Annotated in this window: 25 protein-coding genes; 20 read left to right on the forward strand and 5 right to left on the reverse strand. The window is 64.2% G+C overall.

Features of this window, described 5'->3' with window-relative positions; translation table 11 throughout:
• Window positions 1–2: 2 nt before the first annotated feature.
• The 8 genes from ccoO to HG250_RS07375 are packed head-to-tail and all read left to right on the forward strand — an operon-like array spanning window position 3 to window position 6504.
• Window positions 3–752, forward strand: a complete 750-nt coding sequence (gene ccoO / locus HG250_RS07340; RefSeq protein WP_170004220.1) for a cytochrome-c oxidase, cbb3-type subunit II — start codon at window positions 3–5, stop codon at window positions 750–752.
• Window positions 749–922: a cbb3-type cytochrome c oxidase subunit 3 gene (locus HG250_RS07345; RefSeq protein WP_170004222.1), complete on the forward strand. Its 174-nt coding sequence runs from the start codon at window positions 749–751 to the stop codon at window positions 920–922. Before ccoO ends, HG250_RS07345 begins: the two co-directional genes overlap by 4 nt.
• Window positions 912–1871: a cytochrome-c oxidase, cbb3-type subunit III gene (ccoP, locus tag HG250_RS07350; protein WP_170004224.1), complete on the forward strand. Its 960-nt coding sequence runs from the start codon at window positions 912–914 to the stop codon at window positions 1869–1871. The genes HG250_RS07345 and ccoP overlap by 11 nt, the downstream gene beginning before the upstream one ends.
• Window positions 1858–3432: a cytochrome c oxidase accessory protein CcoG gene (gene ccoG, locus HG250_RS07355; RefSeq protein ID WP_170004225.1), complete on the forward strand. Its 1575-nt coding sequence runs from the start codon at window positions 1858–1860 to the stop codon at window positions 3430–3432. The genes ccoP and ccoG overlap by 14 nt, the downstream gene beginning before the upstream one ends.
• Window positions 3429–3875 (forward strand): FixH family protein, encoded by a 447-nt coding sequence (locus HG250_RS07360; protein WP_170004226.1) that lies wholly within the window; start codon window positions 3429–3431, stop codon window positions 3873–3875. The genes ccoG and HG250_RS07360 overlap by 4 nt, the downstream gene beginning before the upstream one ends.
• The gene (locus HG250_RS07365; RefSeq protein WP_420821314.1) at window positions 3872–6019 is read left to right on the forward strand and encodes a heavy metal translocating P-type ATPase; all 2148 of its coding nucleotides are present in this window, start codon (window positions 3872–3874) and stop codon (window positions 6017–6019) included. The genes HG250_RS07360 and HG250_RS07365 overlap by 4 nt, the downstream gene beginning before the upstream one ends.
• Window positions 6016–6219, forward strand: coding sequence for a cbb3-type cytochrome oxidase assembly protein CcoS (ccoS, locus tag HG250_RS07370; protein WP_170004228.1), 204 nt, complete (start codon window positions 6016–6018; stop codon window positions 6217–6219). Before HG250_RS07365 ends, ccoS begins: the two co-directional genes overlap by 4 nt.
• A 9-nt stretch (window positions 6220–6228) precedes the next feature.
• Window positions 6229–6504, forward strand: coding sequence for a hypothetical protein (locus HG250_RS07375; protein ID WP_205763564.1), 276 nt, complete (start codon window positions 6229–6231; stop codon window positions 6502–6504).
• 335 nt (window positions 6505–6839) lie between these two features.
• On the opposite strand, the gene HG250_RS07380 is transcribed toward HG250_RS07375, so the two are convergent.
• Window positions 6840–8270, reverse strand: coding sequence for a sulfotransferase family protein (locus tag HG250_RS07380; RefSeq protein WP_170004230.1), 1431 nt, complete (start codon window positions 8268–8270; stop codon window positions 6840–6842).
• Here HG250_RS07380 and serS point away from each other — a divergent pair.
• The 4 genes from serS to HG250_RS07400 all read left to right on the forward strand — a co-directional run bounded on the left by serS (window position 8265) and on the right by HG250_RS07400 (window position 12242).
• Window positions 8265–9551 (forward strand): serine--tRNA ligase, encoded by a 1287-nt coding sequence (serS, locus tag HG250_RS07385; RefSeq protein WP_170004232.1) that lies wholly within the window; start codon window positions 8265–8267, stop codon window positions 9549–9551. The genes HG250_RS07380 and serS overlap by 6 nt on opposite strands.
• On the forward strand, window positions 9551–10327 hold the full coding sequence (gene surE, locus HG250_RS07390; protein WP_170004233.1) for a 5'/3'-nucleotidase SurE: 777 nt from the start codon (window positions 9551–9553) through the stop codon (window positions 10325–10327). The genes serS and surE overlap by 1 nt, the downstream gene beginning before the upstream one ends.
• Complete coding sequence (locus HG250_RS07395) at window positions 10327–11109, forward strand: M23 family metallopeptidase (RefSeq protein WP_170004235.1); 783 nt, start codon at window positions 10327–10329, stop codon at window positions 11107–11109. Before surE ends, HG250_RS07395 begins: the two co-directional genes overlap by 1 nt.
• Before the next feature lie 83 nt (window positions 11110–11192).
• Window positions 11193–12242 carry a potassium channel family protein gene (locus HG250_RS07400; protein ID WP_170004412.1) on the forward strand — a complete coding sequence of 350 codons (1050 nt, stop codon included), beginning with the start codon at window positions 11193–11195 and terminating at the stop codon, window positions 12240–12242.
• 9 nt (window positions 12243–12251) lie between these two features.
• On the opposite strand, the gene HG250_RS07405 is transcribed toward HG250_RS07400, so the two are convergent.
• Window positions 12252–12602 (reverse strand): DUF1761 domain-containing protein, encoded by a 351-nt coding sequence (locus HG250_RS07405; protein ID WP_240956975.1) that lies wholly within the window; start codon window positions 12600–12602, stop codon window positions 12252–12254.
• Window positions 12603–12691: 89 nt separating this feature from the next.
• Here HG250_RS07405 and rimO point away from each other — a divergent pair, with 89 nt between their 5' ends.
• Complete coding sequence (gene rimO / locus HG250_RS07410) at window positions 12692–14110, forward strand: 30S ribosomal protein S12 methylthiotransferase RimO (protein ID WP_240956976.1); 1419 nt, start codon at window positions 12692–12694, stop codon at window positions 14108–14110.
• On the opposite strand, the gene HG250_RS07415 is transcribed toward rimO, so the two are convergent.
• Window positions 14102–14713 carry an alpha-ketoglutarate-dependent dioxygenase AlkB gene (locus HG250_RS07415; RefSeq protein ID WP_240956977.1) on the reverse strand — a complete coding sequence of 204 codons (612 nt, stop codon included), beginning with the start codon at window positions 14711–14713 and terminating at the stop codon, window positions 14102–14104. The two genes, rimO and HG250_RS07415, sit on opposite strands and share 9 nt — an antisense overlap.
• 106 nt (window positions 14714–14819) lie before the next feature.
• On the opposite strand from HG250_RS07415, the gene HG250_RS07420 reads away from it, so the two are divergent.
• The 7 genes from HG250_RS07420 (at window position 14820) to HG250_RS07450 (ending at window position 24175) form a co-directional block, all read left to right on the forward strand.
• Window positions 14820–15620 carry a transglutaminase-like domain-containing protein gene (locus tag HG250_RS07420; RefSeq protein WP_170004241.1) on the forward strand — a complete coding sequence of 267 codons (801 nt, stop codon included), beginning with the start codon at window positions 14820–14822 and terminating at the stop codon, window positions 15618–15620.
• Window positions 15621–15698: 78 nt separating this feature from the next.
• A complete protein-coding gene (gene zwf, locus HG250_RS07425; protein ID WP_170004243.1) occupies window positions 15699–17186 on the forward strand; it encodes a glucose-6-phosphate dehydrogenase in 1488 nt (495 codons plus the stop codon).
• 12 nt (window positions 17187–17198) lie between these two features.
• Window positions 17199–19013, forward strand: a complete 1815-nt coding sequence (gene edd / locus HG250_RS07430; RefSeq protein WP_170004245.1) for a phosphogluconate dehydratase — start codon at window positions 17199–17201, stop codon at window positions 19011–19013.
• 8 nt (window positions 19014–19021) lie between these two features.
• Window positions 19022–20005, forward strand: a complete 984-nt coding sequence (gene glk / locus HG250_RS07435) for a glucokinase (protein ID WP_170004247.1) — start codon at window positions 19022–19024, stop codon at window positions 20003–20005.
• Window positions 20002–20637: a bifunctional 4-hydroxy-2-oxoglutarate aldolase/2-dehydro-3-deoxy-phosphogluconate aldolase gene (gene eda, locus HG250_RS07440; RefSeq protein WP_170004249.1), complete on the forward strand. Its 636-nt coding sequence runs from the start codon at window positions 20002–20004 to the stop codon at window positions 20635–20637. The genes glk and eda overlap by 4 nt, the downstream gene beginning before the upstream one ends.
• Window positions 20634–23414, forward strand: a complete 2781-nt coding sequence (locus tag HG250_RS07445) for a phosphoenolpyruvate carboxylase (RefSeq protein ID WP_170004251.1) — start codon at window positions 20634–20636, stop codon at window positions 23412–23414. Before eda ends, HG250_RS07445 begins: the two co-directional genes overlap by 4 nt.
• A gap of 98 nt (window positions 23415–23512) precedes the next feature.
• Window positions 23513–24175 (forward strand): L,D-transpeptidase family protein, encoded by a 663-nt coding sequence (locus tag HG250_RS07450; RefSeq protein ID WP_240956978.1) that lies wholly within the window; start codon window positions 23513–23515, stop codon window positions 24173–24175.
• Here the strand turns inward: HG250_RS07450 and tilS are convergent.
• Window positions 24172–25155, reverse strand: a complete 984-nt coding sequence (gene tilS / locus HG250_RS07455) for a tRNA lysidine(34) synthetase TilS (RefSeq protein ID WP_170004255.1) — start codon at window positions 25153–25155, stop codon at window positions 24172–24174. The genes HG250_RS07450 and tilS overlap by 4 nt on opposite strands.
• 4 nt (window positions 25156–25159) lie before the next feature.
• Window positions 25160–26167 (reverse strand): tetratricopeptide repeat protein, encoded by a 1008-nt coding sequence (locus HG250_RS07460; protein ID WP_420821315.1) that lies wholly within the window; start codon window positions 26165–26167, stop codon window positions 25160–25162.
• Window positions 26168–26235: the final 68 nt, after the last annotated feature.

The following is a 26235-nucleotide window of genomic DNA, read 5'->3' on the forward strand; positions in this document are numbered from 1 at the left end:
ACATGTTCAATTTCACGCAGCAACACAAGAAGCTGGAACGCAGCGTCACCCTGCTCGGAAGCTTCGCCTTCGTAGCGGTGGTCATCGGCAGCCTGGTGGAGATCGCCCCCTTGTTCTGGATCGACAACACGATCGAGGAAGTGGACGGGATGCGCCCTTACACCCCGCTCGAGCAGGCGGGCCGCGACATCTACGTGCGCGAAGGCTGCTACAGCTGCCACAGCCAGATGATCCGCCCCTTCCGCGACGAGGTGGAACGGTACGGTCATTACAGCCTGGCAGCGGAAAGCATGTACGATCACCCGTTCCAATGGGGTTCCAAGCGTACCGGCCCCGACCTTGCGCGCGTTGGGGGACGCTATTCCGACGAATGGCACGTGCAGCATCTGATCGACCCGCGCTCCGTCGTGCCCGAAAGCATAATGCCGCCCTATTCCTTCCTGGCTGACACCGATCTGGAACCCGCCGATCCTTCCGCGCATCTGGTGGCCCTGCGCCGCGTCGGGGTGCCTTACACGGACCGGGATATCGAACTGGCGGAAGACGACATGAAAGCGCAGGCCAATCCCGATCTCGACGACAACGATCTGCTGACCCGCTATCCCAAGTCGCAGATCCGCGATTTCGACGGCGACCCGTCGCGCCTTACCGAAATGGATGCGCTGGTCGCCTATCTGCAGATGCTCGGCACGCTGGTCGATGTGAACAGCGTGGCGGCGCAGGAAGAACTGGCGGCGGAGAAGGGCCGATGAGCGAACACTCCACCTACGAAACCTTGCGCCATTTTGCCGATAGCTGGGGCCTGCTGGTGATGGTGATCCTGTTTGCCGGCCTGGTGGCATGGCCGTTCCGGCCAGGCGCGAAGAAACGCAATCGCGACGCTGCCGAAGTGATTTTCAGGGATGAAGACAATGGCGAATAAACATCCCGACAGCCGCCCCGTCCAGCCCCCCGCCCAACCCGACACAGGCGGCAAGCGGATCGATCAGCCGACCGGCACGGAAACGGTCGGCCATGAATGGGACGGGATCGAGGAACTCGATACGCCCATGCCGCGCTGGTGGCTGTGCACGCTTTACGCGACCATCGTCTGGGGTATCGTCTATGTCATCCTCTACCCCGCCTGGCCGCTGCTCGAGAAGGGAACGGAGGGCGTGCTCGGCTGGACCAGCCGCGGGCAACTGGCAGAGGAAATGAGCCTGGCCGACCAGGCGCAGACCAGTTTTCGCGAAGAACTGTCGCGCATTCCCATCGAACGTCTTCCCGACAACAGCGCGCTGATGGCACAGGCGGTCGCGGGCGGGCGCGCGGCGTTCAAGGTGAATTGCGTGCAGTGCCACGGCTCCGGCGCGGCGGGCAGCAAGGGCTACCCCAACCTCAACGATGACGACTGGCTGTGGGGCGGTGATCTGAAAGCCATCGAATATACGCTGGCTCACGGGATCAGGCAGCCGGGCGACGACGAGACGCGCATGAGCATCATGCCGGCATTCGACGGCGTGTTCGAACCGGCGCAGCGCGAAGCCCTGGTCAGCCATGTACTTTCACTGAGCGGAAAAGGGCGATCCAACTCGATGGGGGCGCAGCTTTACGACGAAAATTGCGTGATATGCCACGGTCCGAACGGCGAAGGAGATCGTTCTCTCGGGGCGCCGCAACTGAACGATGCGATCTGGCTTTACGGCAGTTCGCGGGCAGAGATCACCCGGCAGATTCTCGATCCTCGCATGGGCATGATGCCCAAATGGGAACACCGGCTCGATCCGGTCACGATCAAGATGCTGGCCGCCTATGCCCATTCGCTGGGCGGGGGAGAGGATTTCGTGGAGGTTGCCGAAGATCCGGCAGTTCCGGTCGATGAACAACCCTGAAGGCCCCACCACCGCCGACAAGCCGGTTGTCGAGGACGGTATTCCCAAGACCAACCGTCCGGTCAGCAGCGCGGTTGCGGAGCCGGACGCGACCACGCACCGCCACGAACCGCACGAACCCCCGCGCCAGCATCTGCCCGAAAAGCTCTATGAAAAGAGCGAGACGGTGCACAATAAGCGCATCGACGGCCCGTTCCGCCGGTTCAAATGGTTCGTCATGCTGGTCACGCTGGGGATCTACTACATAACCCCGTGGCTGCGCTGGGACCGCGGTCCCTATGCGCCCGATCAGGCGGTCCTGGTCGATATCGCCAACCGGCGGTTCTACATGTTCGGAATCGAGATCTGGCCGCATGAATTCTATTTCGTGGCCGGCCTGCTCATCATGGCGGGTATCGGCCTGTTCCTGGTGACCAGCGCGGTGGGCCGCGCCTGGTGCGGCTATGCCTGTCCGCAGACCGTATGGACCGATTTGTTCCAGCATATCGACCGGTTCGTGGACGGGGACCGCAACGCCCGCATCCGGCTGGACAAGGCGCAGTGGAGTCCGGCCAAGATCGCCCGGCGCGGTTTCAAATGGTCGATCTATCTCGTCATCGCATTCCTGACCGGCGGCGCGTGGATATTGTATTTCGCCGATGCGCCCACCCTGGTCCGGGAATTCTTCGCCGGTGAAGCACCGCTGGTCGCCTATATAACCGTCGCGATACTTACGATGACGACCTTCACGCTGGGCGGGTTCATGCGTGAGCAGGTCTGCATCTACATGTGCCCCTGGCCGCGTATCCAGTCTGCGATGCTTGACGAGAAATCGCTGATCGTCACTTATAAGGACTGGCGCGGCGAACCGCGTGGCAGCGTGAAGAAAGCGAAAAAGGAACCGGAAAAGTTCGGCGACTGCATCGATTGCCTGCAATGCGTGGCCGTCTGCCCCACCGGCATCGACATCCGCGAAGGGCCGCAGGTGGGCTGCATCACCTGCGCGCTGTGTATCGATGCCTGCGACAAGGTGATGGCGGATATCGGCCGTCCGCGCGGGCTGATCGATTATGCCACGCTGGAAGATTGCGAACGCGAGGCGGCGGGCGAGGAGCCCAAGCCGGTCTGGCGCACGCTGCTGCGCCCGCGCACGCTCGTCTATTTCGGTGTCTGGGGCGCGATCGGCCTGGCCATGCTGTTCGCGCTCGGCGTGCGCAGCCATACCGAACTGTCGGCGTCGCCCGATCGCAATCCGCCCTTCATGCTGATGAGCGATGGGTCCATCCGTAATTCCTTCACGCTCAAGCTGCGCAACATGGAAAGCCGCCCGCGCGAGATGGAGATCGCGATCGAGGGCCTACCCGGCGCGGTGATGTGGACCGACACGATCCGGCGCGAGGATGCGGCGCCGACGCAGACGATAGATGTCGGTCCCGACCAGACCAGAAGCGTGCGCGCCTATGTCATGGTTCCGGCGGGAACCCCTGCGACCGATTTTGCATTCAATCTCACGTCGCTCGACGCACAGGGCGAGCAGGACACGGCAGAAGCCCGCTTTACCGCCCCGGGGGATCAGTCATGAAACGCGCCTTTACCGGCCGTGACATGGCCATAGTGATGGTGGCAGGGTTCGGGATTATCATCGCGGTCAATCTGCTGATGGCGACATTCGCCGTGCGCGGGTTCGGCGGGGTGGTGGTGGAAAATTCCTACGTCGCGAGCCAGAAATTCAACGGCTGGCTGGGCGAGGCCGAACGCCAGCGCGCGATGGGCTGGTCGGCGGAAGTTCGGCGCGGCGAGAGCGGCCAGCTGGAGGTTCTGACAGGCGGCGTGCCAGCGGGTGCCCAGGCAGAGGCCCGCTTGCGGCGGCCGCTGGGCAAACCCGAGACGCTCACGCTTTCGCTGATGGACGCTTCGCTGGGCAGATTCGCATCGCCCGAACCCGTGCCCGACGGCCGCTGGCTGGTGCGGCTGACGATCTGGTCGAATGGCGACATCTGGCAGCAGGAGGACCGGATCGAGTGAATGCGCCTTTCACCCTCGATCCTGTGGATGATTGGTCGGCGTCCGGCGACTTGCTGGACACCCGCTTCACGGTGCCCGGCATGCGCTGCGCCGGTTGCATCGCCAAGATCGAGCGGGGGCTCGCCGAACTGCCGGAGGTCGGTTCGGCGCGCGTCAACTTCTCCGCCAAACGCGTCGCTGTCCGGCATTCGCCCGCATTGACAGAAGACGGCCTGGTTGCCGCGCTGCGCAGCCTGGGTTTCGAGGCCGAAAGGGCCGACGCCAACCCGCTGGCTTCCGACGAGAAGGAAACAAGGGCGCTGCTGAGATCGCTTGCGGTTGCAGGCTTCGGCATGATGAACATCATGCTGCTATCGGTTGCCGTCTGGTCCGGCGCGGGCGGCGTAACGCGTGACCTGTTCCATTGGTTGTCCGCGCTTATCGCCATCCCGGTCGTGGCCTATGCGGGCCGTCCGTTCTTCGCGTCTGCGGCAATGGCGCTACGATACCGGCGCACCAACATGGACGTGCCGATTTCCATCGGTGTCCTGCTGGCCACCGCGCTCAGCCTGTATGAAACCGCGACCGGCGGCGAACATGCCTATTTCGATGGCGCGGTGATGCTGCTGTTCTTCCTGCTGTGCGGCCGCGCATTGGATGCCATGATGCGGAACCGAACGCGTGCCGGGATCGGCGCACTGCTGGGCCGGATGGGCAGAAGCGCCAGCGTGGTGCAGCGCGACGGCAGCCTGAAGCGCGTGGATGCAGGCGATCTGGAACCCGGCATGCTGATGTCGGTCGCTGCGGGCGAGGCGCTGGCAGCGGATGGCACGGTAGAAGGTCGGGGTTCAGGCCAATTCGGCGCGATCGACAATTCGATGCTGACGGGCGAAAGCACACCTGTGTCGGTGTCTGCCGGTGAACAGGTGTATGCCGGTGCCATCAACATGCTCGGCCCGCTAACGGTGCGGATCACGGCGGTCGCGGAAAACACGGCCATAGCCGAGATCGCCCGGCTGATGGACGAGGCGGGCCAGTCCCGCTCCCGCTATGTCCGCATCGCCGATCGCGCATCGCGGCTATACGCGCCCGCCGTGCATACGCTGGCCGCCCTTTCCTTCGCTGGCTGGATGATTGCCGGGGCGGGCATTCACCAATCGCTCGTCATCGCCATTGCCGTGCTGATCATCACCTGCCCGTGCGCGATGGGTCTTGCCGTGCCAGCCGCGCAGGTGGTGGCCAGCAACACCCTGGTCCGGCGCGGCCTGCTGGTGAAGGACGGAAGCGCGCTCGAACGGCTGGCCGAAGTGGACATGGCGTTGTTCGACAAGACCGGCACGCTGACATTGGGCGAACCCCGGCCCGACCTGTCCGCGCTTGGCGCTAGGGAACGCAGCGTCGTGCTCGCTCTGGCTCAGCACAGTCGCCATCCCTTGAGCCAGGGGCTAACTGCCAGCCTGACGGCGCAGGGCGTCGTTCCGGCGCAGGTCGAGAACATTCAGGAGAACGCCGGTGAAGGCATTACCGGATACTGGAATGGTAGCCTCGTTTCCATCGGGCGCGCTTCTGCGCAGGGCGCCGCGCTGGCCAGCGAACTTGCCATAGGCGATGAAAGCTGGACGGTCCGCTTTTCCGATCCACTGCGCGGCGATGCCGCGGAAACAGTCACCAGCCTCGCATCCATCGGCGTTGAATCGGCCATCCTGTCGGGCGACCGCGATACCGCTGTGAAGGCGACGGCCGACGCGCTCGGCCTGAGGGCTTTGTCGGCCATGACACCCGCTGACAAGCTCGCGGAACTGAACCGGCTGAAAGAGGCAGGTCACCGCCCCCTGATGGTCGGCGATGGCCTGAATGACGGGCCGGCGCTGGCCGCCGCCCATGCCTCCATCGCGCCCGGAACCGCCAGCGATGTCAGCCAGCAGGCGGCGGATGCCGTCTTCATCGGCGAACGGCTCGCGCCCGTTGCACTGGCCGTAAGGGTCGCGCGTGCCACCATGCGGATCGTCCGTCAGAACTTCGTGCTTGCCATCGGTTACAACATCCTCGCCGTGCCGCTCGCCATTGCCGGACTGGTCACCCCGATCATCGCCGCGATTGCGATGTCGTGCAGCTCGATCATCGTGGTCGCCAATTCGCTGCGCCTTGCGCGAGTCGCGAAATGACCGGCCTCGCCTTTCTCATACCCGTCGCATTGGGACTGGGGCTGCTCGGCCTGGGATTCTTCTTCTGGACGATGAAGGACGGGCAATATGACGATCTGGACGGCGCCGCCCATCGCATCCTGATCGAAGACGAGGATGAGGACGGTGTGCGTGGTACCGCTTCCGATACCGCCGCATCATCCCGCAAACCCACACGATAGGAGTGTAAGATGCCTCTCTGGTTTTTCCCGGCCCTGATCGGAGCGTTCGCCATCGTCAGCCTGGTTGCAGGCATATGGCTTCTTCTCCATCTGCCAGCAGTCATCGAGTTGTTTTCCCGCGGCAACGATCTGGTTCGTGGGCGGGCCCGGCGAACAGCATCGCCGAAAGCTGTCTGGATAGCGCTTATCCTGTTCAATATCGGCTGGATCGCCTGTATCCTGATCTATAGTTTCGCAATCGGTGGGGATGCAGGTCCACTGACGAATGCCGCAGCGGGATCGTAGCCAGGCTGATTGGTGGAACGGCATTCGACGACCATTCAGGGCGGAGGCGGTGCCAGTGCGGTTCATCACCCGGTTTCGGCCTCAGCTTTTCACGAGTCCCGATGCGGCTAAAATCTGGCATCCGCGATCGCTATCCTGGTATTTATCAGGAAAGCATCGAAAACCTGGGTGGACAGCGGCAAACCGGCGGACATCAGATATTGTTTTCGATAGCATTCTTCTTTTTGTGTGACTCATGACTCCCGCATTCGAATTCTTCACTACTGGACTCGCAAGTTCAATCCTTGCCGCGCCAGTCATTGGCTGACGGGGAATGCCGGACTGGTCGCCGCCTTTCAGCCTGCCTTTCGGCGCTTTGACGGGGGCGCGGCGCCTTCTGCCGGGATCGCGAAACTTCGCGCATATTCACCAAGGCTGTTCGTGATGTCTGCCTCGCTCAGCCCGAATTGTTCGAGGCTGTACCGGTGCGGTTTCTGTTTAAGCCTGCGCGAGCGGGCAACATAGGCTTCCATCGCGGGCTGCGCCGGTTCCATCTCCATGTCCAGAAAGGCATAGATTCGCGCCATCGTGCCGCGCCAGTCCCGGTCCATGTCGGCGAATTGCACATCCATCATGCGCTCGGCAGGGATGCTTTCCCGCGCCTTTCGCATCCGGGTGATTTCCAGTTCGGTCTTCCGCAGCCATTCCCGCCCGATGTCGGCCGGGTGGACGGAATCGGAATAGATGATCGTCTGATTCCAGGCGAGGCTGGCGGCGCTGCCCACCACCGCCTTCGGGTCGCGGTGCGTGAAGATCAGCCGCGCATCGGGAAACACGTTCAGCAGGGCCGGCAGATCCAGCATGTGCTGCGGTGTCTTCATGATCCACCGGCGGATGCTCGATATCTGCTGCGACCAGCCGATCAGCCGCAGCAGGTCCGCCATGTAACGATAGGCGGGTGTCGCATCCGTTTCCTCGCACCAGCGGCCATAGGTCGGCACCTGCCACTGCGCCTCGTGCTTCATGCCATACATGCTGGCGACCAGCAGGCCGAGTTCCTCTTCCGGCTCGTACGGGCCGGTCGGATGGATCGACAGGGTGCGCGGGTTCGCAAGGCGCGCGACCTTCATGATCCTGGCGGCGAGGATCGGCCTGGAATCGCGCGTGGAGGGATCCTCGAACTCCGGGCGCGGAACCGGGCTGATCGTTTCGAAACTGCGCATGTGCGAAAACCGGTGATCGCTCGCCAGCAGGCGGTGCAGGCGGGTCGTTCCGGACCGCATCGGCCCGACGATGACCACCGGTCGCCTGACCGGGCGGGCGAGGATTTCGGGATGCCGCGCAAACCACATCTGCGCCCAGAGCCTGTCCACCAGCACTTTCTGGAACTGCTGCTGGGCGGCGATTTCGCCCGCTGCGTTCAGCCTCGCTTCGCCATTCACCGATTCCAGCAGGATATCGAAAGGCTTCAGGAACCAGTCGTCCCCGAAATCGTCCAGTCCGGCCTGTGCCGCAGCCCTGTCCAGCAGCACCTGCCGCTCGAGGTGCACCGGATCCAGCCAGCCCAGCCGCCGGCCCGCGCGGATGGCACCGTCGAGAATGTCGATGAAGCGGGCGCGCTGCGGCGGAAGGGCATGTATCCGTTGCAAATCGTCTCGCCAGTTCAGCAGCCGTAGTTGGTGCTGCTCGCTGCCAGAGCGTGCGCCCGGCGTCCAGCCCCTGCCAATTTGTCCGCTATTTGCAGGGTGGACAAGGCCGCCTGCCTGTCCAATAGCACCGCCATGCATGATATACGTGTGATCCGCGAGAATCCCGAGGCTTTCGATCAGGGCCTCGCACGGCGCGGTGCCGCCGCCGGAGCCGCCGAAATCCTTGAACTGGACAGTCGCCGGCGTGCGGTGGCGACCCGGATGCAGGAAGCGCAGGGTCGCCGCAACGAGGCGAGCAAGGCCATCGGGCAGGCCATGGCGAAGGGCGAAACCGAACTGGCCGACGCCTTGAAAACGGAAGTGGCCGAATTGAAGCAGGCGCTACCGGGGCTTGAGGACGAGGACCGGCAGCTTTCCGCAGATTTGGCCGAACGCCTCGCGGCCCTGCCCAATCTCCCGGCGGATGACGTGCCGGACGGCGCCGACGAGAGCGCGAATGTCGAACAGGCACGCTGGGGGGATCGCCGTCAATTCGCCTTCACCCCGCGCGAACATGCCGATATCGGCCCGCCGCTGGGGATGGATTTCGACACCGGTGCACAGATCTCCGGCGCACGTTTTACCTTTCTCAAAGGCCCGATGGCCCGGCTGCACCGCGCTCTGGGCCAGTTCATGCTCGACATGCAGGTGACGCAGAACGGTTTTACTGAATGCGCCCCGCCCCTGCTGGTGCGCGGCGAAGCTGCCTTCGGCACTGGCCAGCTGCCGAAATTTGCCGACGATCTGTTCCAGACCACGGACGGCCGCTGGCTGATCCCCACGGCCGAGGTCAGCCTGACCAACGCCGTGCAGGGCGCGATACTGGATGACAATGCCCTGCCGATGCGTCTGACGGCACTGACGCAATGTTTCCGCAGCGAAGCCGGTGCCGCGGGCCGTGATACGCGCGGTTTCATCCGCCAGCACCAATTCGAGAAGGTGGAACTGGTCAGCATCGTCCGGCCCGAGGACAGCGAAGCGGAGCACGAGCGGATGACGGCCGCCGCCGAAGGCGTGTTGCAGGCCCTGAACCTGCCCTATCGGCGAATGCTGCTCTGCACCGGGGACATGGGCTTCACCGCGCGCAAGACCTTCGATCTGGAAGTCTGGCTGCCGGGGCAGGATGCCTGGCGCGAGATTTCCAGCATTTCCGACACCGGCGATTTTCAGGCGCGGCGGATGAACGCCCGCTATCGACCGGCGGGCGATGCGGGCAGGAACACCGCTTTCGTGCATACGCTGAACGGGTCGGGCCTGGCTGTTGGCCGGACGCTGGTCGCCGTGCTGGAAAATTACCAGCAGGAGGATGGCTCGATTGACATTCCGGACGCTCTTGCCCCTTACATGGGCGGAACGACGAAGCTGGAGGCGATCGACTGATGCGCATTCTCGTCACCAATGACGATGGCATCCACGCCCCGGGCATCGAATTCCTGGAAGAAATCGCCCGGGAAATGAGCGACGATGTCTGGGTCTGCGCGCCGAGCGAGGAACAGTCGGGCGCCGGCCATTCGCTCACCCTCAACCGTCCGGTGCGCCTGCACAAGCATGGGGAACGCCGCTTCGCCGTCAGCGGCACGCCGACCGATTCGGTGATGATGGTGTTGCGGATGGTGATGACGGAGGAACGCGGCGGCCCGCCCGACCTGATCCTGTCGGGCATCAATCGCGGCGCGAACCTTGCCGATGACATCACTTATTCCGGCACGGTTTCCGCCGCTGTGGAGGGCGCACTTGCCGGTATCCGCTCCATCGCGCTGAGCCAGGTCCATTCGCGCGAAAGCCACGGGGAGGATATTCCTTTCGCCGCTGCGCGGGCATGGGCGGTACGCGCGATCGAGCCGCTGCTCGACACTCCCTTGCCCGAGCGTACGCTGATCAACATCAATTTCCCGCCGATTGCCGCCGACGCGGTGCAGGGCATTCGCGTCTGCCGGCAGGGTTTCCACGATTATTCGCGCGGATCGGTGGTCGTGGGACGTGACCCGCGCGGCTATCCCTATTACTGGTTCGGCCTCAATGCGATCGAGCATTCGCTGGATCGTGGCACCGATCTGGAGTCCATCGACGATGGCTACGTTTCCGTGACGCCGCTGCAGCTCGATCTGACGCATCATGCCTCGCTCGGTGCGCTCGCCGACAGATACGCTTCCTGATGCGGTATCTCGCTCCCCTCGCGGCTCTCGCCACGATTGCGGCGGTCCCTGTTCATGCGGTCGATCCGGCGACGGAAACCACTCATGTCGTCGAGGAGGGCGAGACGCTGAACGGCATCGCCAACCGGGCGCGGGTTCCGGCCGCCGTCATTGCTGCGGCGAATGGCTTGCAGGAGCCTTATGCCGTCCGCCTGGGACAGGAACTGGTGATTCCGCGCCAGCGTTCGCACCAGGTGCGCGAGGGCGAAACCGGCCTGTCCATCGCGCGGCGTTACGGCGTGCCGTTCGCAAATATCGCCATTGCCAACCGGCTGGAGGAACCGCATGAGGTTCGCACCGGGCAGGTTCTGATCATCCCCGCCGTGCTGAAGGCGCCGCAACGTGTCGCAACCCGCGAAAGACCGTATTTCCGCGCCCCGCATGATGGAAAGATCATGCTCGACTTCGCGTTGCGCCCCGATGGCGGTGGCCATGACGGGCTGGATTATGCCGCCAATGCGGGCGACATGGTGCGCGCCGCAGCCAGCGGCACGGTTGTTTTCGCAGGGGCGGAGGCGGAGCGGTTCGGCCGCATGGTAGTCATCGACCATGGTCAGGGCTGGCGCAGCGTCTACGGTCATCTGGAACGGATCACGGTCGCCACGGGCGATGTCGTCAAGACAGGTGAACGCGTCGGCATCGCGGGCGATGCGGGCGACGCCGAACGGGTCGAGCTGCATTTCGAACTGCGGCACGCCGGCCGGCCTGTCGACCCGGCACCGCTGCTCGCAAGCGAAAGCTGAAGGCTGCTTCACGCATGAGCCGAACCAAGCCGCAGAAACCGTCGGCAAAGCGCGTTCCGACGAGCGGGCCGAAGGGACGGGCGATGGTCGGCCCCGGCCCCCAGCCGCTGCGAAGAGCCGTCAAGGTCCCGGTCTGGGGCGATCTGGGGATCCGCCTCGGCCTGGCCATCCTCCTCGTCATGATCGTGGTGATGATCCACTGGTGGGACCGCGACGGGCTGGTCGACAATCTGGATGGCGAGGTCAGCTTTTCCGACGTCGTCTATTTCACGATGATCTCGATCACGACGACGGGTTTCGGCGACATCGCCCCGATCACCGATCGGGCGCGCATGGTCGAGGCGATCATCGTGACCCCGATCCGCTTTGCCGTCTTTTTCATTTTCGTCGGGACGGCCTATAATTTCATCATCAAGCGCAGCTGGGAGAAGTGGCGCATGGCCCGCATTCAGGAAGAGCTGAACGACCATATCGTCGTGCTCGGCTATGGCATATCCGGCTCCGAAGCCGTGGCGGAACTGATCGAACGAGGGACGGACACCAGCTGCATCGTGGTGATCGACGGTGACGAGGAACGCCTCGCCCATGCCGAATCGCTGGGCTGCGCGGTAATGGCTGCCGATTCCACCCGTGACGACACCTTGCGTGCGGTGCGGATCGACCGCGCCGCCAATGTGCTGGTATCCGCAGGGCGGGACGATACCTCGATCCTGATCGTGCTCACCGTGCGCCACCTTGCGCCCAACGTGCCGATCTCCGTGGTCGTGCGGGCCAGCGACAATGAATTGCTGGCGCGGCAGGCGGGGGCGAACAATGTCATCAACCCGGTGCGTTTCACCGGCCTGCTGCTGGCCGGAAGCGCCAAGGGCGCGCATATTTCGGAATATCTCGCCGATCTCGCCAGCGTGGCAGGCAGGGTCCAGCTGATCGAACGCGAAGTAAAGCCCGAGGAATGCGGCCAGCCGATAAACGAACTCTCGACCGGCGGGCGCGGCTTGCGGGTCTACAGGAACGGCAAGGCGCTGGGTTTCTGGGAAGCGGAATGCCAGACGCTGCAAACCGGCGATGTCGTGGTCGAGATCGTGCCCACACCGAACGGGCATGCGCATGGCGATGGGCCGACCTCGCTCTGATCCGCCGCGTCAGCGGAGCAGGTAGAACACTCCGCCCATGGCGAGATAGGCCAGCATCCAGTAGAGCGCGTCGCGCAATGCCAGCGCACGGCGGACCCGGCGGCGGTTGTACCCGCTCCACAAGGCCGGGATGACGAAAGCCAGCGCGAGACCGCCCGACATCATCGGGAAAAGCCACCATTTCGCAGGATCGATCCGCGCGAACATGTGCCCCATCATCGCAGCGGTAACCAGCAGCAGCAGGAAATTCACCGCCTCCACCACACGGGGGTCGCGCCCCCAACGCACGCCGCGCCGATTGCGTCTATAGAAGACGAACGCCACGACCTGCGCGGCGACGGCAGCCAGAAATACTGCCAACCAGTTCACTGGGCCCATAATCGACCGGTCCTTCAAGCACCCGCGAGGCTGGCGAAAAGCCGCACATGGGTGTAAGGGCGCGACGATCCATGGACAACACACTTACCATTCGCCCCGCCAGGGTGCCAGACACGAAGAGAATCGGCATGGTCAGCCTCGGCTGCCCCAAGGCGCTGGTCGATTCCGAACGCATTCTGACGCGCCTGCGTAGCGACGGTTACGCGATGAGCCCGGATTACGCCGGTGCCGATGTCGTGCTGGTGAACACCTGCGGCTTCCTCGATTCCGCCAAGGAAGAAAGCCTTGCCGCCATCGGCGAGGCGATTGCGGAAAACGGCCGCGTAATCGTGACCGGATGCATGGGCGAGGACGCCGTCGCCATCCGTGCCGCCCATCCGGCAGTTCTGGCCGTCACCGGCGCGCATCAATATGAACAGGTGGTCGAGGCCGTTCACGCCGCGGCCCCGCCGGCACAGGGGCCGTATATCGACCTGATCCCGCAGGCGGCATTCGATGACGCCGGCGTGAAGCTGACCCCGCGCCATTACAGCTATCTGAAAATTTCCGAAGGCTGCAACCATTCCTGCGCCTTCTGCATCATCCCCGATCTGCGCGGCAAGCTGGCCAGCCGGCGGGTCGATGCGGTGCTGCGCGAGGCGGAGAAGCTGGTCGCCGCAGGCACGAAGGAATTGCTGGTCATCAGCCAGGACACCAGCGCCTATGGCGTCGACATCCGCCACCAGCCGCGCGAATGGCACGGGCGCGAGGTTCGCGCGCATATGACCGACCTGGCGCGGGAACTCGGGTCGCTGCGTACGGACAATGGCGCTCCGCCGTGGATCAGGCTGCATTACGTCTATCCCTATCCGCATGTGGATGCCGTCATTCCGCTGATGGCCGAAGGGCTGATCACTCCCTATCTCGACATTCCTTTCCAGCATGCCAGCCCGTCGGTGCTGCGCGCCATGAAGCGCCCGGCGAATGAAGCGAAGGTGCTGGAGCGCCTGAAAGGCTGGCGCGAAATCTGTCCTGAAATCGCGATCCGTTCCAGCTTCGTGGTGGGCTTCCCGGGTGAGACGGAGGATGACTTCGCCTATCTGGTGGATTGGCTGGAGGAAGCGCGCCTCGATCGTGTGGGTGCCTTCCGCTTCGAGCCTGTCGAAGGCGCTGCGGCGAATCACCTGCCAGATCCGGTGCCCGAAGCGGTGAAGGAAGAGCGGTTTGCCAGGTTGATGGAAGTGACCGCCCGGATTTCGGCGGAAAAGCTTGCCGCAAAGATCGGCCGGACCCTGCCTGTCATACTGGATGAAGTGGGCGAACCGGACGAGGATGGCGACATCGGCGCGACCGGGCGAAGCCAGGCGGATGCACCCGAAATCGATGGGCATGTCTTTCTCCGCAACGTTCCTGCCCATGTCCGCACCGGCGATATCGTTCAGGTCGAAGTGGAAGATGCCGACGAGCACGACCTGTTCGGCGTCATCCCGGGTTCCGATCGGTCAGCGTAAGGTTCTGAAAGTGATCGATCGGCGGGTGACCTCCATCGGCGCGATGGAATGTTCCCAATCCTGCCGCGCCGCACCCTCCAGCAGGTAGAGCGAGCGCGGCGGTAGGGTGACGGACAATCTCGCGAATCTTGCCCGCTCACCCTCACCAGGTGCGGCGGACAATCGCCTGCGGAATCGCATGACGGCCGGCGCGCCGAGCGACAGGCCCATGATCCTGCCGTAGATCGGGCGATCGCGATGCCAACCGATCCCCGCACCCGGATCGTAGCGGATCAGCAAGGCCTGCGCCCAGTCCCGCTCCGCCGTGCCGAGCAGCGAGGCGAGCGTTGCGCGCAGCTCCAGCAGCCAGCCCGGCAGCGGATCGGCTTCGACCTGCACGCCCTTTTCATGATCATAAGCCCGCCCGTAATGCGCCGTCAGCCGCTTGCCCTCCCACCGCTGGAACCTGAACGGAGCAAGGGGCGCGGCGTCGATCCTGTCGGCCAGTCCGGCTTCCATCCGTGCCGTGATCGCATCTTCCACCAGCCGCAGGCCGGCTAAGGGCGGCGCGCCGCCGCTTCCATTCGCGAACAGATTGCCCTGGCGCATCATGTCGAAACACATGGGCACCGGTGGGCAATTTCGCCACCATCATCGGCAAAACCGCCGCTTTCTCGCCGCTAACTTGTCACTGGCAGAAACATTCGCCGCAGTCCGCCGTTCACCCGCCATGACCATAAAAATAGATTTGACATTCTCCTATACCGCCGACGAGCCTGCCGACGTCCTGCTCCAGTTCGAGGCTGCGGATATTCCCGAGCAGGATATCGTCTCCTGCGAAACGACCTTTGCGGCGAACGATCATTGCGCGCGCGTTCCCGCGCAGGACAATATCGGCGAACGCATCTGGATCCGCAGCGAAGGTCGCTTCGATATCACCTATTCCGCCGAGGTGATGGTGCAGCGCCTTCTGACCGACCTTGCGCCGCTGCACCGGATCGAACCGCATGATCTGCCGGGCGAGACGGTGAAATATCTGTTCGATTCGCGCTACTGCCAGTCGGACCGCTTGCAGAGCTTCGTGAATGATGAATTCGGCGAGCTTTCCGGCGGCGAACACATCGTCGCCATGCACGATTGGGTGGCGGCGCATTTCAGCTATGTACCGGGTGCCTCCACGGCGGCGACGACCGCGGTGGACAGTTTCGTCGAACGGCGCGGTATCTGCCGTGATTACGCCCATGTCATGGTGGCCCTGGCCCGCGCCTCGGCCATTCCGGCGCGCTTCGTCAGCTGCTTCGCCCCCGGCGTAACCCCACCCGACTTCCACGCGGTCGCCGAAGTCTTCCTGCAGGACCGCACCACGCCCGGCGGCGGCGCATGGTATCTCGTGGATGCGACCGGGATGGCTCACGCCGAGGACATCGTGAAGATCGGTGTCGGCAGGGATGCGGCCGATGTCAGCTTCATGACCAGTTTCGGCCCCACCCGGTTCCTCGAGAAATCGGTGGAGGTAAAACAGGTTGACTGAGCCTGCCATCCTTACCCGCGCTGCTTCTGCAAGCGGGATCCGGCCGCTTGCGGGCAGAAACACTCACGGGGCCAGGTGATGCCGCAGGATAGAGCCGCTGCGTTCGTGGCCGACCGCCTGCTGCTGTTCGGCGCGACGGGCGATCTGGCGCGCCGCATGTTGCTGCCCTCGCTCTGCGCCCTCAATGCGGACGGGCTGCTCGACAAGAACCTGCGGATTGTCGGAACCGCGCGGTCGCAACTCAGCGATGCGGAATATCGCGATCTGGCACGGGAAGCGCTGGAACAGCATCTGCCCGCCGACCGGCGCGGCAGCATGGACGCTTTCCTGGGCCGGTTGTCCTATCAACCTCTCGATGCAACGACCCTCGAAGGTTTCGAAGAACTGGCCGACAGGATCGGCAGGCGCGGCGGAGATGATGCAAGCGGCGGACTGGCAATCTTTCTTTCCACCGCTCCAGCCCTGTTCGAACCCACGATCAGGGGCCTGCGCCATTCCGGCCTGACCGAAGGCAATGTGCGGATCGGCCTGGAAAAGCCCCTCGGCACGGACCTCGCCAGCAGCGAAGAGATCAACGATGCAGTGGCATCGGCATTCGAGGAAAGCGCGATCTTCCGCATCGATCACTACCTCGGCAAGGAAACCGTCCAGAACCTGCTGGCGCTGCGCTTCGCCAATATCATGTTCGAACCGCTGTGGAATGCCGCGCATATCGACCATGTGCAGATCACCGTGGCGGAAACCGTCGGCCTAGAAGGACGGGTCGGTTTCTACGACGGTACCGGCGCGCTGCGCGACATGGTGCAGAACCACATGTTGCAACTGCTCGCACTGGTCGCGATGGAGCCGCCGATCCACTTCGATGCGACCGCTATCCGGGACGAGAAGGTCAAGGTGCTGCGGGCATTGCGGCAGGTCGCGGCCGGGCAGACGGTCAGGGGCCAATATACGGCCGGAGCGATCGAGGGTCAGGCGGTGCCGGGCTATGACGATGAACTGGAGGGCGAATCCGATACTGAAACCTTCATTGCCCTGAAGGCGCATGTCGATAATTGGCGCTGGAAAGGCGTTCCCTTCTATCTGCGGACCGGCAAACGCCTGCCGGAACGCGTGACCGAAATCGTGGTGCAGTTTCGCTGCGTTCCCCATTCGATTTTCGAAGGCGACCATAATCCGAAGGCGGGTGCCAGGCTGCAACCCAACCGCCTCGTCATCGGCATCCAGCCGGAAGAGAATATCCAGCTCTGCCTGATGGCCAAGATGCCGGGGCTGGACCGGGACGGCATTCGGCTGCGGTCCGTCCCGCTCGACATCGCCATGCCCGATGCCTTTACCGGAACACACCGCCGCATTGCCTACGAACGGCTGCTGCTCGATCTGATCGAAGGCGATCAGACGCTGTTCGTCCGGCGCGACGAGGTGGAGGCGCAATGGGCCTGGGTGGATGCGATCCGCGCCTTGTGGAATGCCGAATCGATTCGGCTGAAGAATTACACCGCCGGAAGCTGGGGACCGAGCGCCGCCATCGCGCTCGCCGAACGCGACGGGGTCAGCTGGCATGAATAGGAAAGGTCAGGCATGACGAGCCTTCACGATACCATCCACCGCGTGACGCGGCGGATTGCGGAAAGATCTGCGCCCACCCGCCGCGCCTATGTGGATTTGATGCAGCGCGCGGCTGACGAGACACCCGATCGTTCCACCGTGTCATGTTCCAACCTCGCCCATGCCTATGCCGGGGCGGAGGAAGACCAGGCCGCGCTGATGGCGCATCGCGGGCCGAACCTTGGCATCGTCACCGCCTATAACGACATGCTGTCGGCGCATCAGCCCTATGGCCGCTATCCTGACAGGATGAAGATCTACGCGCGTGAACTCGGGGCGACGGCGCAGGTGGCAGGTGGCACCCCGGCGATGTGCGACGGCGTGACACAGGGGCAAACCGGCATGGAACTGTCGCTGTTCAGCCGCGATGTCATTGCGATGAGCACCGCCGTCGCCCTGAGCCACGCTGTTTTCGACGGGGTGGCGCTGCTGGGCATCTGCGACAAGATCGTACCGGGGCTACTGATCGGCGCACTGCGTTTCGGCCATCTGCCCGCCATATTCGTACCGAGCGGGCCGATGCCGACCGGCATTCCCAACAAGGAAAAACAGCGAGTCCGCCAGCTTTATGCCGAAGGCAAGGTCGGACGTGCGGAATTGCTGGCGAGCGAAGCGGGTTCCTATCACTCGCCGGGCACCTGCACCTTCTATGGCACCGCCAATTCCAACCAGATGATGATGGAGATGATGGGCCTGCATATTCCCGGTGCCGCCTTCATCCAGCCGGGAACGAAACTGCGGCAGGCGCTCGACCGGGCGGCGGTGCACCGCGTGCTGGAGAACGGACGCGCGGGCGATAATTACCGTCCGCTGTTCCGCTGCATCGATGAAAAGGCCATCGTCAATGCAGCCATCGGGCTGCTGGCGACCGGCGGGTCCACCAACCACGCCATCCATATTCCGGCCATGGCCCGTGCCGCCGGCATCGTCATCGACTGGGACGACCTTGCCGAATTGTCCAGCGCCGTGCCGCTGCTCACGCGCGTCTATCCCAATGGCGCTGGCGACGTGAACCATTTCCACGATGCGGGCGGCATGGGCTATGTCATCGGCGAATTGCTGGATGCGGGCTTTGCCCACCCTGACATACTGACCGTCGGCGGCGATGGCCTCAACGCCTATTCGCGCGAGCCCGGTCTGAACGAGGACGGCGCCCTCGAATGGCGCGAAGTTGGCGAAAGCGGGGACGACACCATGCTCCGCCCGGTGTCCGCGCCTTTCCAGCGCGACGGCGGAATGCGGCTGGTGCAGGGCAATCTCGGCCGTGCGACCTTCAAGACCAGCGCGGTGGAGGAAGGCCGCTGGACCATCGAGGCGCCTTGCCGGATATTCCAGACGCAAAAATCCGTGGCGAAAGCCTTCGCAGCAGGCGAACTCGACCGCGACGTAGTGGTGGTCTTGCGCTTCCAGGGGCCGCGCGCCAATGGCATGCCCGAACTGCACAAGCTGACGCCCGTACTGGGCGTGCTGCAGGATCGCGGCTACCGGGTCGCGCTGGTCACCGACGGGCGCATGTCCGGGGCCAGCGGCAAGGTGCCTGCGGCCATTCACTGCTCGCCCGAAGCGCTGGGCGGCGGGCCATTGTCCCGGTTGCGCGATGGCGATATCGTGCGGCTGAGCGCCACCGCCGGAACCCTTTCCACCACCGCCGACCTTTCGCAGCGGCAGCCTGCATCGATGGACGAAGCGGAAAGCGGGATGGGCCGCGAATTGTTCGCCATGTTTCGGCAGTTTGCGGATGAGGCGGAACGCGGCGGCTCAGCCATGCTTTCCGCGGCAGGACTGTAAGGACGGCCATGCAGATCATCTGCGGCGATATCGGCGGCACCCATGCCCGTTTCGCCCTTGCCGATATAGCGAGCGGCGGCGACGTTGCGCTGGGTGACGTGGCGACATTCGCAACGCAGGAACATGTGCGTTTCGAAGATGCCTGGGAAGAGTTCCGCAAAAGCTGCGGCGGAACGCTTCCCAACAGCCTCGCCTTGGCCGTTGCTGGGTCGGTCACCGGAAACATCATCAGCTTCACCAACAACGACTGGACGATCGCGCTGAACACCCTGCGCGACGATAGCGGTATGAAGCGCCTGACGATCCTCAACGATTTTGCCGCCATCGCGCATCATGCCGCGCGCGCGGAAGATGCCGATCTGGTGCATCTGGCCGGACCGGAGCAATGCTTCGCCGGGGAAGGCACGATCAGCGTGCTCGGCCCCGGCACCGGGCTTGGCGTGGCGCATCTTCATCGCGACGGGCATGGCGGCTATCATGTGCAGGCGAGTGAAGGCGGTCACGTCGATTTCGCGCCGGTCGATGATGTAGACGACGCCCTACTGGCCCATCTGCGCCGGCGGTACGATCGCGTTTCCGCCGAACGAGTGGCATCCGGCCCCGCCATCGTCGATATCTGCAAGGTGCTTGCGAAGCGCGAAGGTGCCACGCCTTTCGATCTGAGCGATGTCGAGATCTGGAACCGCGGTCTGGAGGGTTCCGACGATCTGGCTGCGGCCGCCGTGGACAGGTTCTGCATGATCCTGGGGAGTATCGCGGGAGACGTGGCGCTCACGCAAGGGGGATGGGGCGGTGTCGCCATCGCCGGCGGATTGGGCCTGCGCCTGTGCAAGATGCTGCAATCGCCCGGCTTTGCCGCACGTTTCAGCGCCAAGGGGCGTTATGCCGATCTGATGAGAAGCATTCCCGTCAAACTGGTCGCCCACCCGCAGCCGGGGCTGACCGGCGCGGCGGCGGCATTCTGCATCCAACATCCGGAGGCCTGTGCATGAAGCCGATCGAAACCATCATGCGGACCGCGCCCGTCATCCCGGTCATCGTGATCGACGATGTGCGCCACGCCGTTCCACTGGCAGAGGCTCTGGTCGCTGGCGGACTTCGAGTGCTGGAGGTCACATTGCGGACGGCGGCGGCACGAGACGCGATCCGGGCCATGAAGCAGGTGAAGGGTGCGATCGTCGGCGCGGGCACCGTCACCAATCCTGCGGACCTTGCCACCGCACTCGATGCCGGCAGCGAATTTATCGTCTCACCGGGGCTGACGGACGATCTTGCCGATGCATGTGCCGAGGCAGCCATTCCGTTTCTTCCCGGCATCGCCACCGCCGGCGATATCATGCGCGGGCTGGACAAGGGGCTGAACCATTTCAAGTTCTTCCCGGCCGTCGCGGCAGGCGGACTGCTCGCGCTGAAGGCGCTGGCTGCACCATTCGGCCAGTGCCGCTTTTGCCCCACGGGGGGAATTTCGCTGCGCAATGCGCCCGACTGGCTGGCGCTCGATCCCGTGCTTTGCGTCGGCGGCAGCTGGGTTGCACCCCGCTATGCAGCAGACGAGGATGTCGACGGCGATCACGTCGCCGCCCTCGCCCGCAATGCCGCGGCGGTTACAGGAGATGCAAGGTGAAGACCGTCGCGGGGTTGAATGACCGGCTGCAGGCTTTGCATGAAAGAACGCGCGAAACACCGCTGTTCAACCCGGTCTTCCAGCTTTCGCTCGACCTGTCGCGCGCGCTGGAATCAGGCGAAATCGGACTGGACACGATTGAAAGCCTGATCGCCGAACTGGAATGCGATGCCTTGCAGAGCCGCGCGGGACGGCTGCGACGATTGGTCTCGCCTGTCGATCCCGCCACCAACGATGCGGTGATTACCTGCGAAGAGGGCGAAAGTGCCGAGGATTTCGCCTCCTTCCGCAGACAGTGGGAACAGCCCCTGCTGCACGCCGTGTTGACGGCTCACCCCACGTTTCTCCTCACTCCCGATCAATCGGATGCCGTGGCCCGCGCCGCAAGCAGCCTGGACGAGATCGGGAACGAGGCCTGCAGCGCGGCAAGCGAACGCCCGGATATCACCCTCGCCTACGAACATGGCCGCGCGATGCGCGCCATTGCAAATGCACAGGATGCGCGCGACCGGATCGTCGGCAATGTCCTTGCCCAAGCGCGGCAGCGATGGCCGGACGAATGGCACGATTTCGCGCCGCTGCCCTTCCGGTTTGCGAGCTGGGTCGGTTACGACATGGACGGTCGGACCGACATCAAATGGCACACCTCCATCGGCTTTCGCCTCACCGAAAAGGCGGAGCGGCTCGAACGCTACTGCACCCGGTTGAAAGGCATCGATCCGGCGCATCCCCTGCTCGGCGAATTGCGCGCGGCGGCGGGCTATACACGGCAGCGGGCGGATGATTTCACCGCCGATCTGTCCGACCCGGCCGCATTGTCACGGGCTGCCAACCGGCTGACGGCAAGCGATCCGCGCAAATTGTTGAGCCTTGCCCCGATCATCGAAAGGCTGGAGGCGGAAGCTGCCGCGGAAAGCTGCAACAGCGAAGACTTAAAGGTACTCGCAGCCGCGATGCGCGCCGATGGGCTTGGTATGGGGCGCATCCATTTCCGCGTGAACTCCAGCCAGTTGCACAATGCCATCCGCCGCAGGATCGATCCGGACAATCTGCTCGACCTCGCCAGCCAGGGGGCCATGGCGGTTCTGCGCGACCTGCTGGAAAGCGTGGAGCCGCTGAGAGTGAACTTCGCCGCCCTCGCCGTCGAAAGCAGCACCGCCATCCGGCAGTTTCTGGTCATGGCGCAGATATTGAACCATGTGGACCGCGACGCGCCTATCCGCATGCTGATCGCGGAATGCGAACAGCCCTCGACCGTTCTTGCCGCGCTGTATTTCGCCCGTCTGTTCGGGATCGAGGACAAGGTCGACGTTTCGCCGCTGTTCGAAACCGAAACGGCGCTCGAACATGGCGGGCGGCTGCTCGATTCGCTGATCGCCGAACCCTGTTTCCAGACCTATGCCCGCCGCCGTGGCCGCATCGCCATTCAGACGGGCTTCTCCGATGCCGGCCGTTTCGTGGGGCAGGTGCCGGCCAGCCTCTCGATCGAACGGTTGCAGGGGCGCATGGCTGCAGCAATGGCGGACAATGGCCTCACCGACGTGGCCGCCCTCATCTTCAACACGCATGGCGAAGGCATGGGCCGCGGGGCGCATCCGGGCGGCTTCGCGGACCGCCTGGCGTGGCCGCTCAGCCACTGGGCAAGGCGGCGGTTCCTGCGCGCCGGGATCAGGATCGAACCCGAAGCCAGCTTCCAGGGCGGCGACGGCTATCTGTTCTTCGCCACGCCGGAGCTCGCCCTCGCCACGCTGACGCGGATCGCCGAATTGCGACCTGCCGAAACCAACGGGCAGGCCCCGGCCGATCCCTTCTATCAGCAGACCGCCCTCAGCCTCGACTTCTATCGCGCGATCAGATCGCATCAGCGCGGCCATTTGGAAAGCCGCATCTACAGCCGCGCGATCACCGCTTTCGGGCTGGGCCTGCTGAACACCACCGGCAGCCGACAATCGCGCCGCCAGTCCGACCTGTCGGCGGACCGGGACATGAATTTGCGCCAGATCCGCGCCATACCACACAATGCCATCCTGCAGCAGCTCGGCTATCCGGTGAACATCATCGCAGGCATCGGCAGCGCGGCGGACGGTCATTACGAAGAAATCGCCGAATTGCTGTCTGGCAGCGAACGCGGGCGGCAGATCATGCGCTATGTCCGCGCCAGCAATGCGCTGGCCAGCATCAAGACCGTGGCCGCCTATGGCGAATTGTTCAATTCGGCCTTCTGGGCCAGTCGCCCCTATCGCGGTGACGAGGCAGGCGTATCGGCCGCTTGCCAGGCGCTTGCGGAATATCTGGTGCAGGACGACCGCACCGGCGTTTTTCGCCGCCTCGCCAGCCGGTTGCGTATCGATGCCCTCAAACTGCACCGCCTGTTCGCCCTGCTGCCCGACGAAGCTCCGCTGGAGAACCGCGAAACCATCCGGCGTCAGATCGGCGTGTTGCAGGCTTTGCGCCTTGCGCTGATGCAGCACATGTTTCTGAAGGCGGTATCCATTCCCTCATTCTCGCGCGCGAACGACATCAGCCGCGAAGACGTGCTCGAGATGGTGTTTACCCTTCGCATCGACGATGCACTCGCCCAGTTGCGCCGCGCCTATCCGACCAGCTTTCCGCAGCCCGAGGATTTTGCCGTGGACGAACCAAGCGATTATCCCGACGGGCCGGGCGAGGGATATGCGACGATTTGCAGGGTCTATATCGACCCGCTCGAACGCGCACAGGCGTTGAACCTGCGAATTTCGACCGCTATCGCCAATCTGTTCGGCGCGCATGGCTGAGGGTGTAACGAACGGCGTGGATCTGTCCCGATAAGGGACTTAGCCCGCCACCAGTTGGCACCATTCGCCGGTTCGGGCATATAGGCACTATGGATGCGATGATGCGATGGATCGGCGGAACGACCGCCCTGATCGGGCTTACCGTTGGCGGGTTCGCCTTGTCCGCGCGCAACCCCTCGCCTGCACCTTCGCCTGATCCTGCACCGGCCGAACGGGCATTTGCCGCGGACGCTGTGGCCCCGAACACGGATGCGCCGACCGCCGAACCGGCGCCGGCTGCAGAAAGCGCCGCAGCGAATTCGCTCGTCATTAAACGCGTCCTGCCGATAAAGGGGCCGATCCGTTATGGTGAGTGGCATTGGGACGAGGCAGGTGTGCCGGACGGGCCCCTGATCATGACCGTGGATCTGGATGCGCGGGTGCTTTCGGTCTTTCGCGGCGGTTATGAGATCGGCGCGACCGCAGTGATGTTGGGCACGCAGGAGCATCCGACGCCGCTCGGCAGCTTCCCCATCCTGACCAAGGAACGCCATAATGTTTCCGAGAAATACAATAATGCGCCGATGCCCTGGACATTGCGGCTGACCTGGGACGGCATCGCCATCCATGGCGGTGCCGAGGTCGAGAATGGCTATGCCAGTCACGGCTGCATCGGCACGCCCGATCCTTTCGCCGCGAAGCTGTTCGCCGCTGCCAGCAAGGGCGACCGGGTGATCATCACGCGCGGCAAGCGGATCGGCACCGGGGACGCGCTGATCTAGCTGCCCCGGCGCGGTGCCTCCGCAGTGAATTTCCAGGCAATCTGGCCTTCACGGGTGGTGACGCCTGCCTGCTTTCCGCCAAGCGTTGCCGGTTCTCCGCGGCTAAGGCGTGCGACCGCGCGAGCGATCTCGCTGCCACGGGCGCTCGTATCCTTGCCGATGATCCGGCCAATGATCTCCTTGTCGATGAAAGCGCGACCTGCTGCGGGTGCACGGCCGGGAAAGTAGATGCAGGCGCCATTCTCATGCGTCACCGCATCGCTCCAGATCCCACCGATCATGGCATTCAGGGCACATTCCGCCTCCGCAAGGTGGCGTGCGCTGCGGGCGATTGCCATCGCGTCCAGCCAATCGGCCGCCGCAAGGTTTCGGCGCATTGCCACCCGGTCGAAACGGTCGTCCTGATTGGAAGGGTCTGCGACGAAATCGACTCCCGCTGTCGTGACAATTTCCAGAAGTTCAGCCTTGCGCCAGTCCAGCAGGGGCCGGACGAGCAGCCCGCCCCCTTCCGGTGCGCTGCCTGTGGCACGAATGCCGGAAAGGCCGGCAAGGCCGCTGCCCCGGTTCAGCCGCATCAGCAGGGTTTCGGCCTGATCATCGGCGTGGTGTGCAGTGGCGAGCGCGGCAAGCCCGCGCCGGGCGGCCCATGCGTTCAAGGCGTGGTAACGAGCCATGCGCGCGGCGGATTGCAGATTGCCCGCAGCCACATCCACGCGAATGATTTCATGCGTTACGCCCATCTGGCGGCACAGATCGGCGACAAGCGCCGCTTCAGCGCCGCTTTCGAGCCGCAAGCCGTGATCGACGGTCGCAGCCTCGACAGCGCCATCCAGCGCCGCGTCGGCGAGCAGCAGCAGCGCCATGCTGTCCGGTCCGCCGCTGACCGCGACGCCCAGCCGCCCCGGTCCTGGAAAAAGCGCGGCCAGACCGGCCGCGAATTTCTCTACCGCAGCAGGTGCCGGACGGGACGGGTGCCGCATTCGGTCAATCGCAATTCACCCGCGCCAGGCTGTTCTGGTAATCGCCCGACAGGCGGCCCGCTGCAATGGCAGGGTAGGTATCGCTAAATTCGGCAAGCGCGATACATGCGCGCTCGGTATCCTCGATGGCGATCATCGCCCGGGCGAGATACAGCAGGCTGTCCGGCGCACGCGCGGCCTGCTTGTCCGCCTGGTAGTTCCGCAGGAACCACGGGGCAGCCTCGCGCGGCTTGCCATCATCGAGATAGGCGCGGCCCAGAAGATTGCGGCCGTAGGTCACGCGCGAATGGTTGGGATATTTTTCCACGAACAGGTTCAACTGCTGCTGCGCCTCGGGAAAGAAGCCCGCATCCCACAGGCGGTAGCCATAGGAATATTCGTCATCCCCGGGATCGTCCGTCTGCGGCTTGGCGATGGCCTGCACGGCGGCCAGGCGCTCCGCACTGGGTGCTGCCACCGGTGCCGGCGACGGGACTGGCGGGCGCGCTGCGGGCGTGGCGGACCCGATCGTGGCCGCCGATGCGGACGCGCCGCCGCTCATGGCAGCGAGATTGGCATCCGCCGCCGGGGTGCCTGCCGGGGTCGGTCCGGCAGTCGCCGCCTGCACATTGGCACGGCTGGTCACTTCGAGCGCCGCGAGCCGGGTGCCGAGTTCACGCAGTTCGTTGCCATTTTCCTCGTTCATGGCGGTGAGGCGCTGGAGCGATCCTTCCATGGCGTCGAGCCGGGCGAGGATGTCCGTCACTGCGGTGGTGGAAGGTGCGGCAACGCCTGTCGGCTGTGCCGGAGTGCCGGTGATCTCGGGCTCGAAATACCGGCCGTCGGCACCGGGAAACACCTTGCGCTGCAAGGCCCTGATCTCCGCCTCCAGCTTGCGGATGCGGGTTTCGGCATTGTCCTGCGCGGCGGCGGGCACCGCCGTCCCGATGACGGACAGCGCCGCCAGTCCGCCCAGCACGGTGCGGCGAAAATCTGGCGCATTCGTCTTCCTTGCAGACTGTCGGCTCATCATTGTATCCTACCCTCTCCATCCCTTTACCATGATACGGTCCTGCTTTGGCGCTGCGGCACCGAACGCCC

It is taken from the genome of Pseudopontixanthobacter vadosimaris (assembly GCF_012979275.1).
Lineage (GTDB): Bacteria > Pseudomonadota > Alphaproteobacteria > Sphingomonadales > Sphingomonadaceae > Pseudopontixanthobacter > Pseudopontixanthobacter vadosimaris.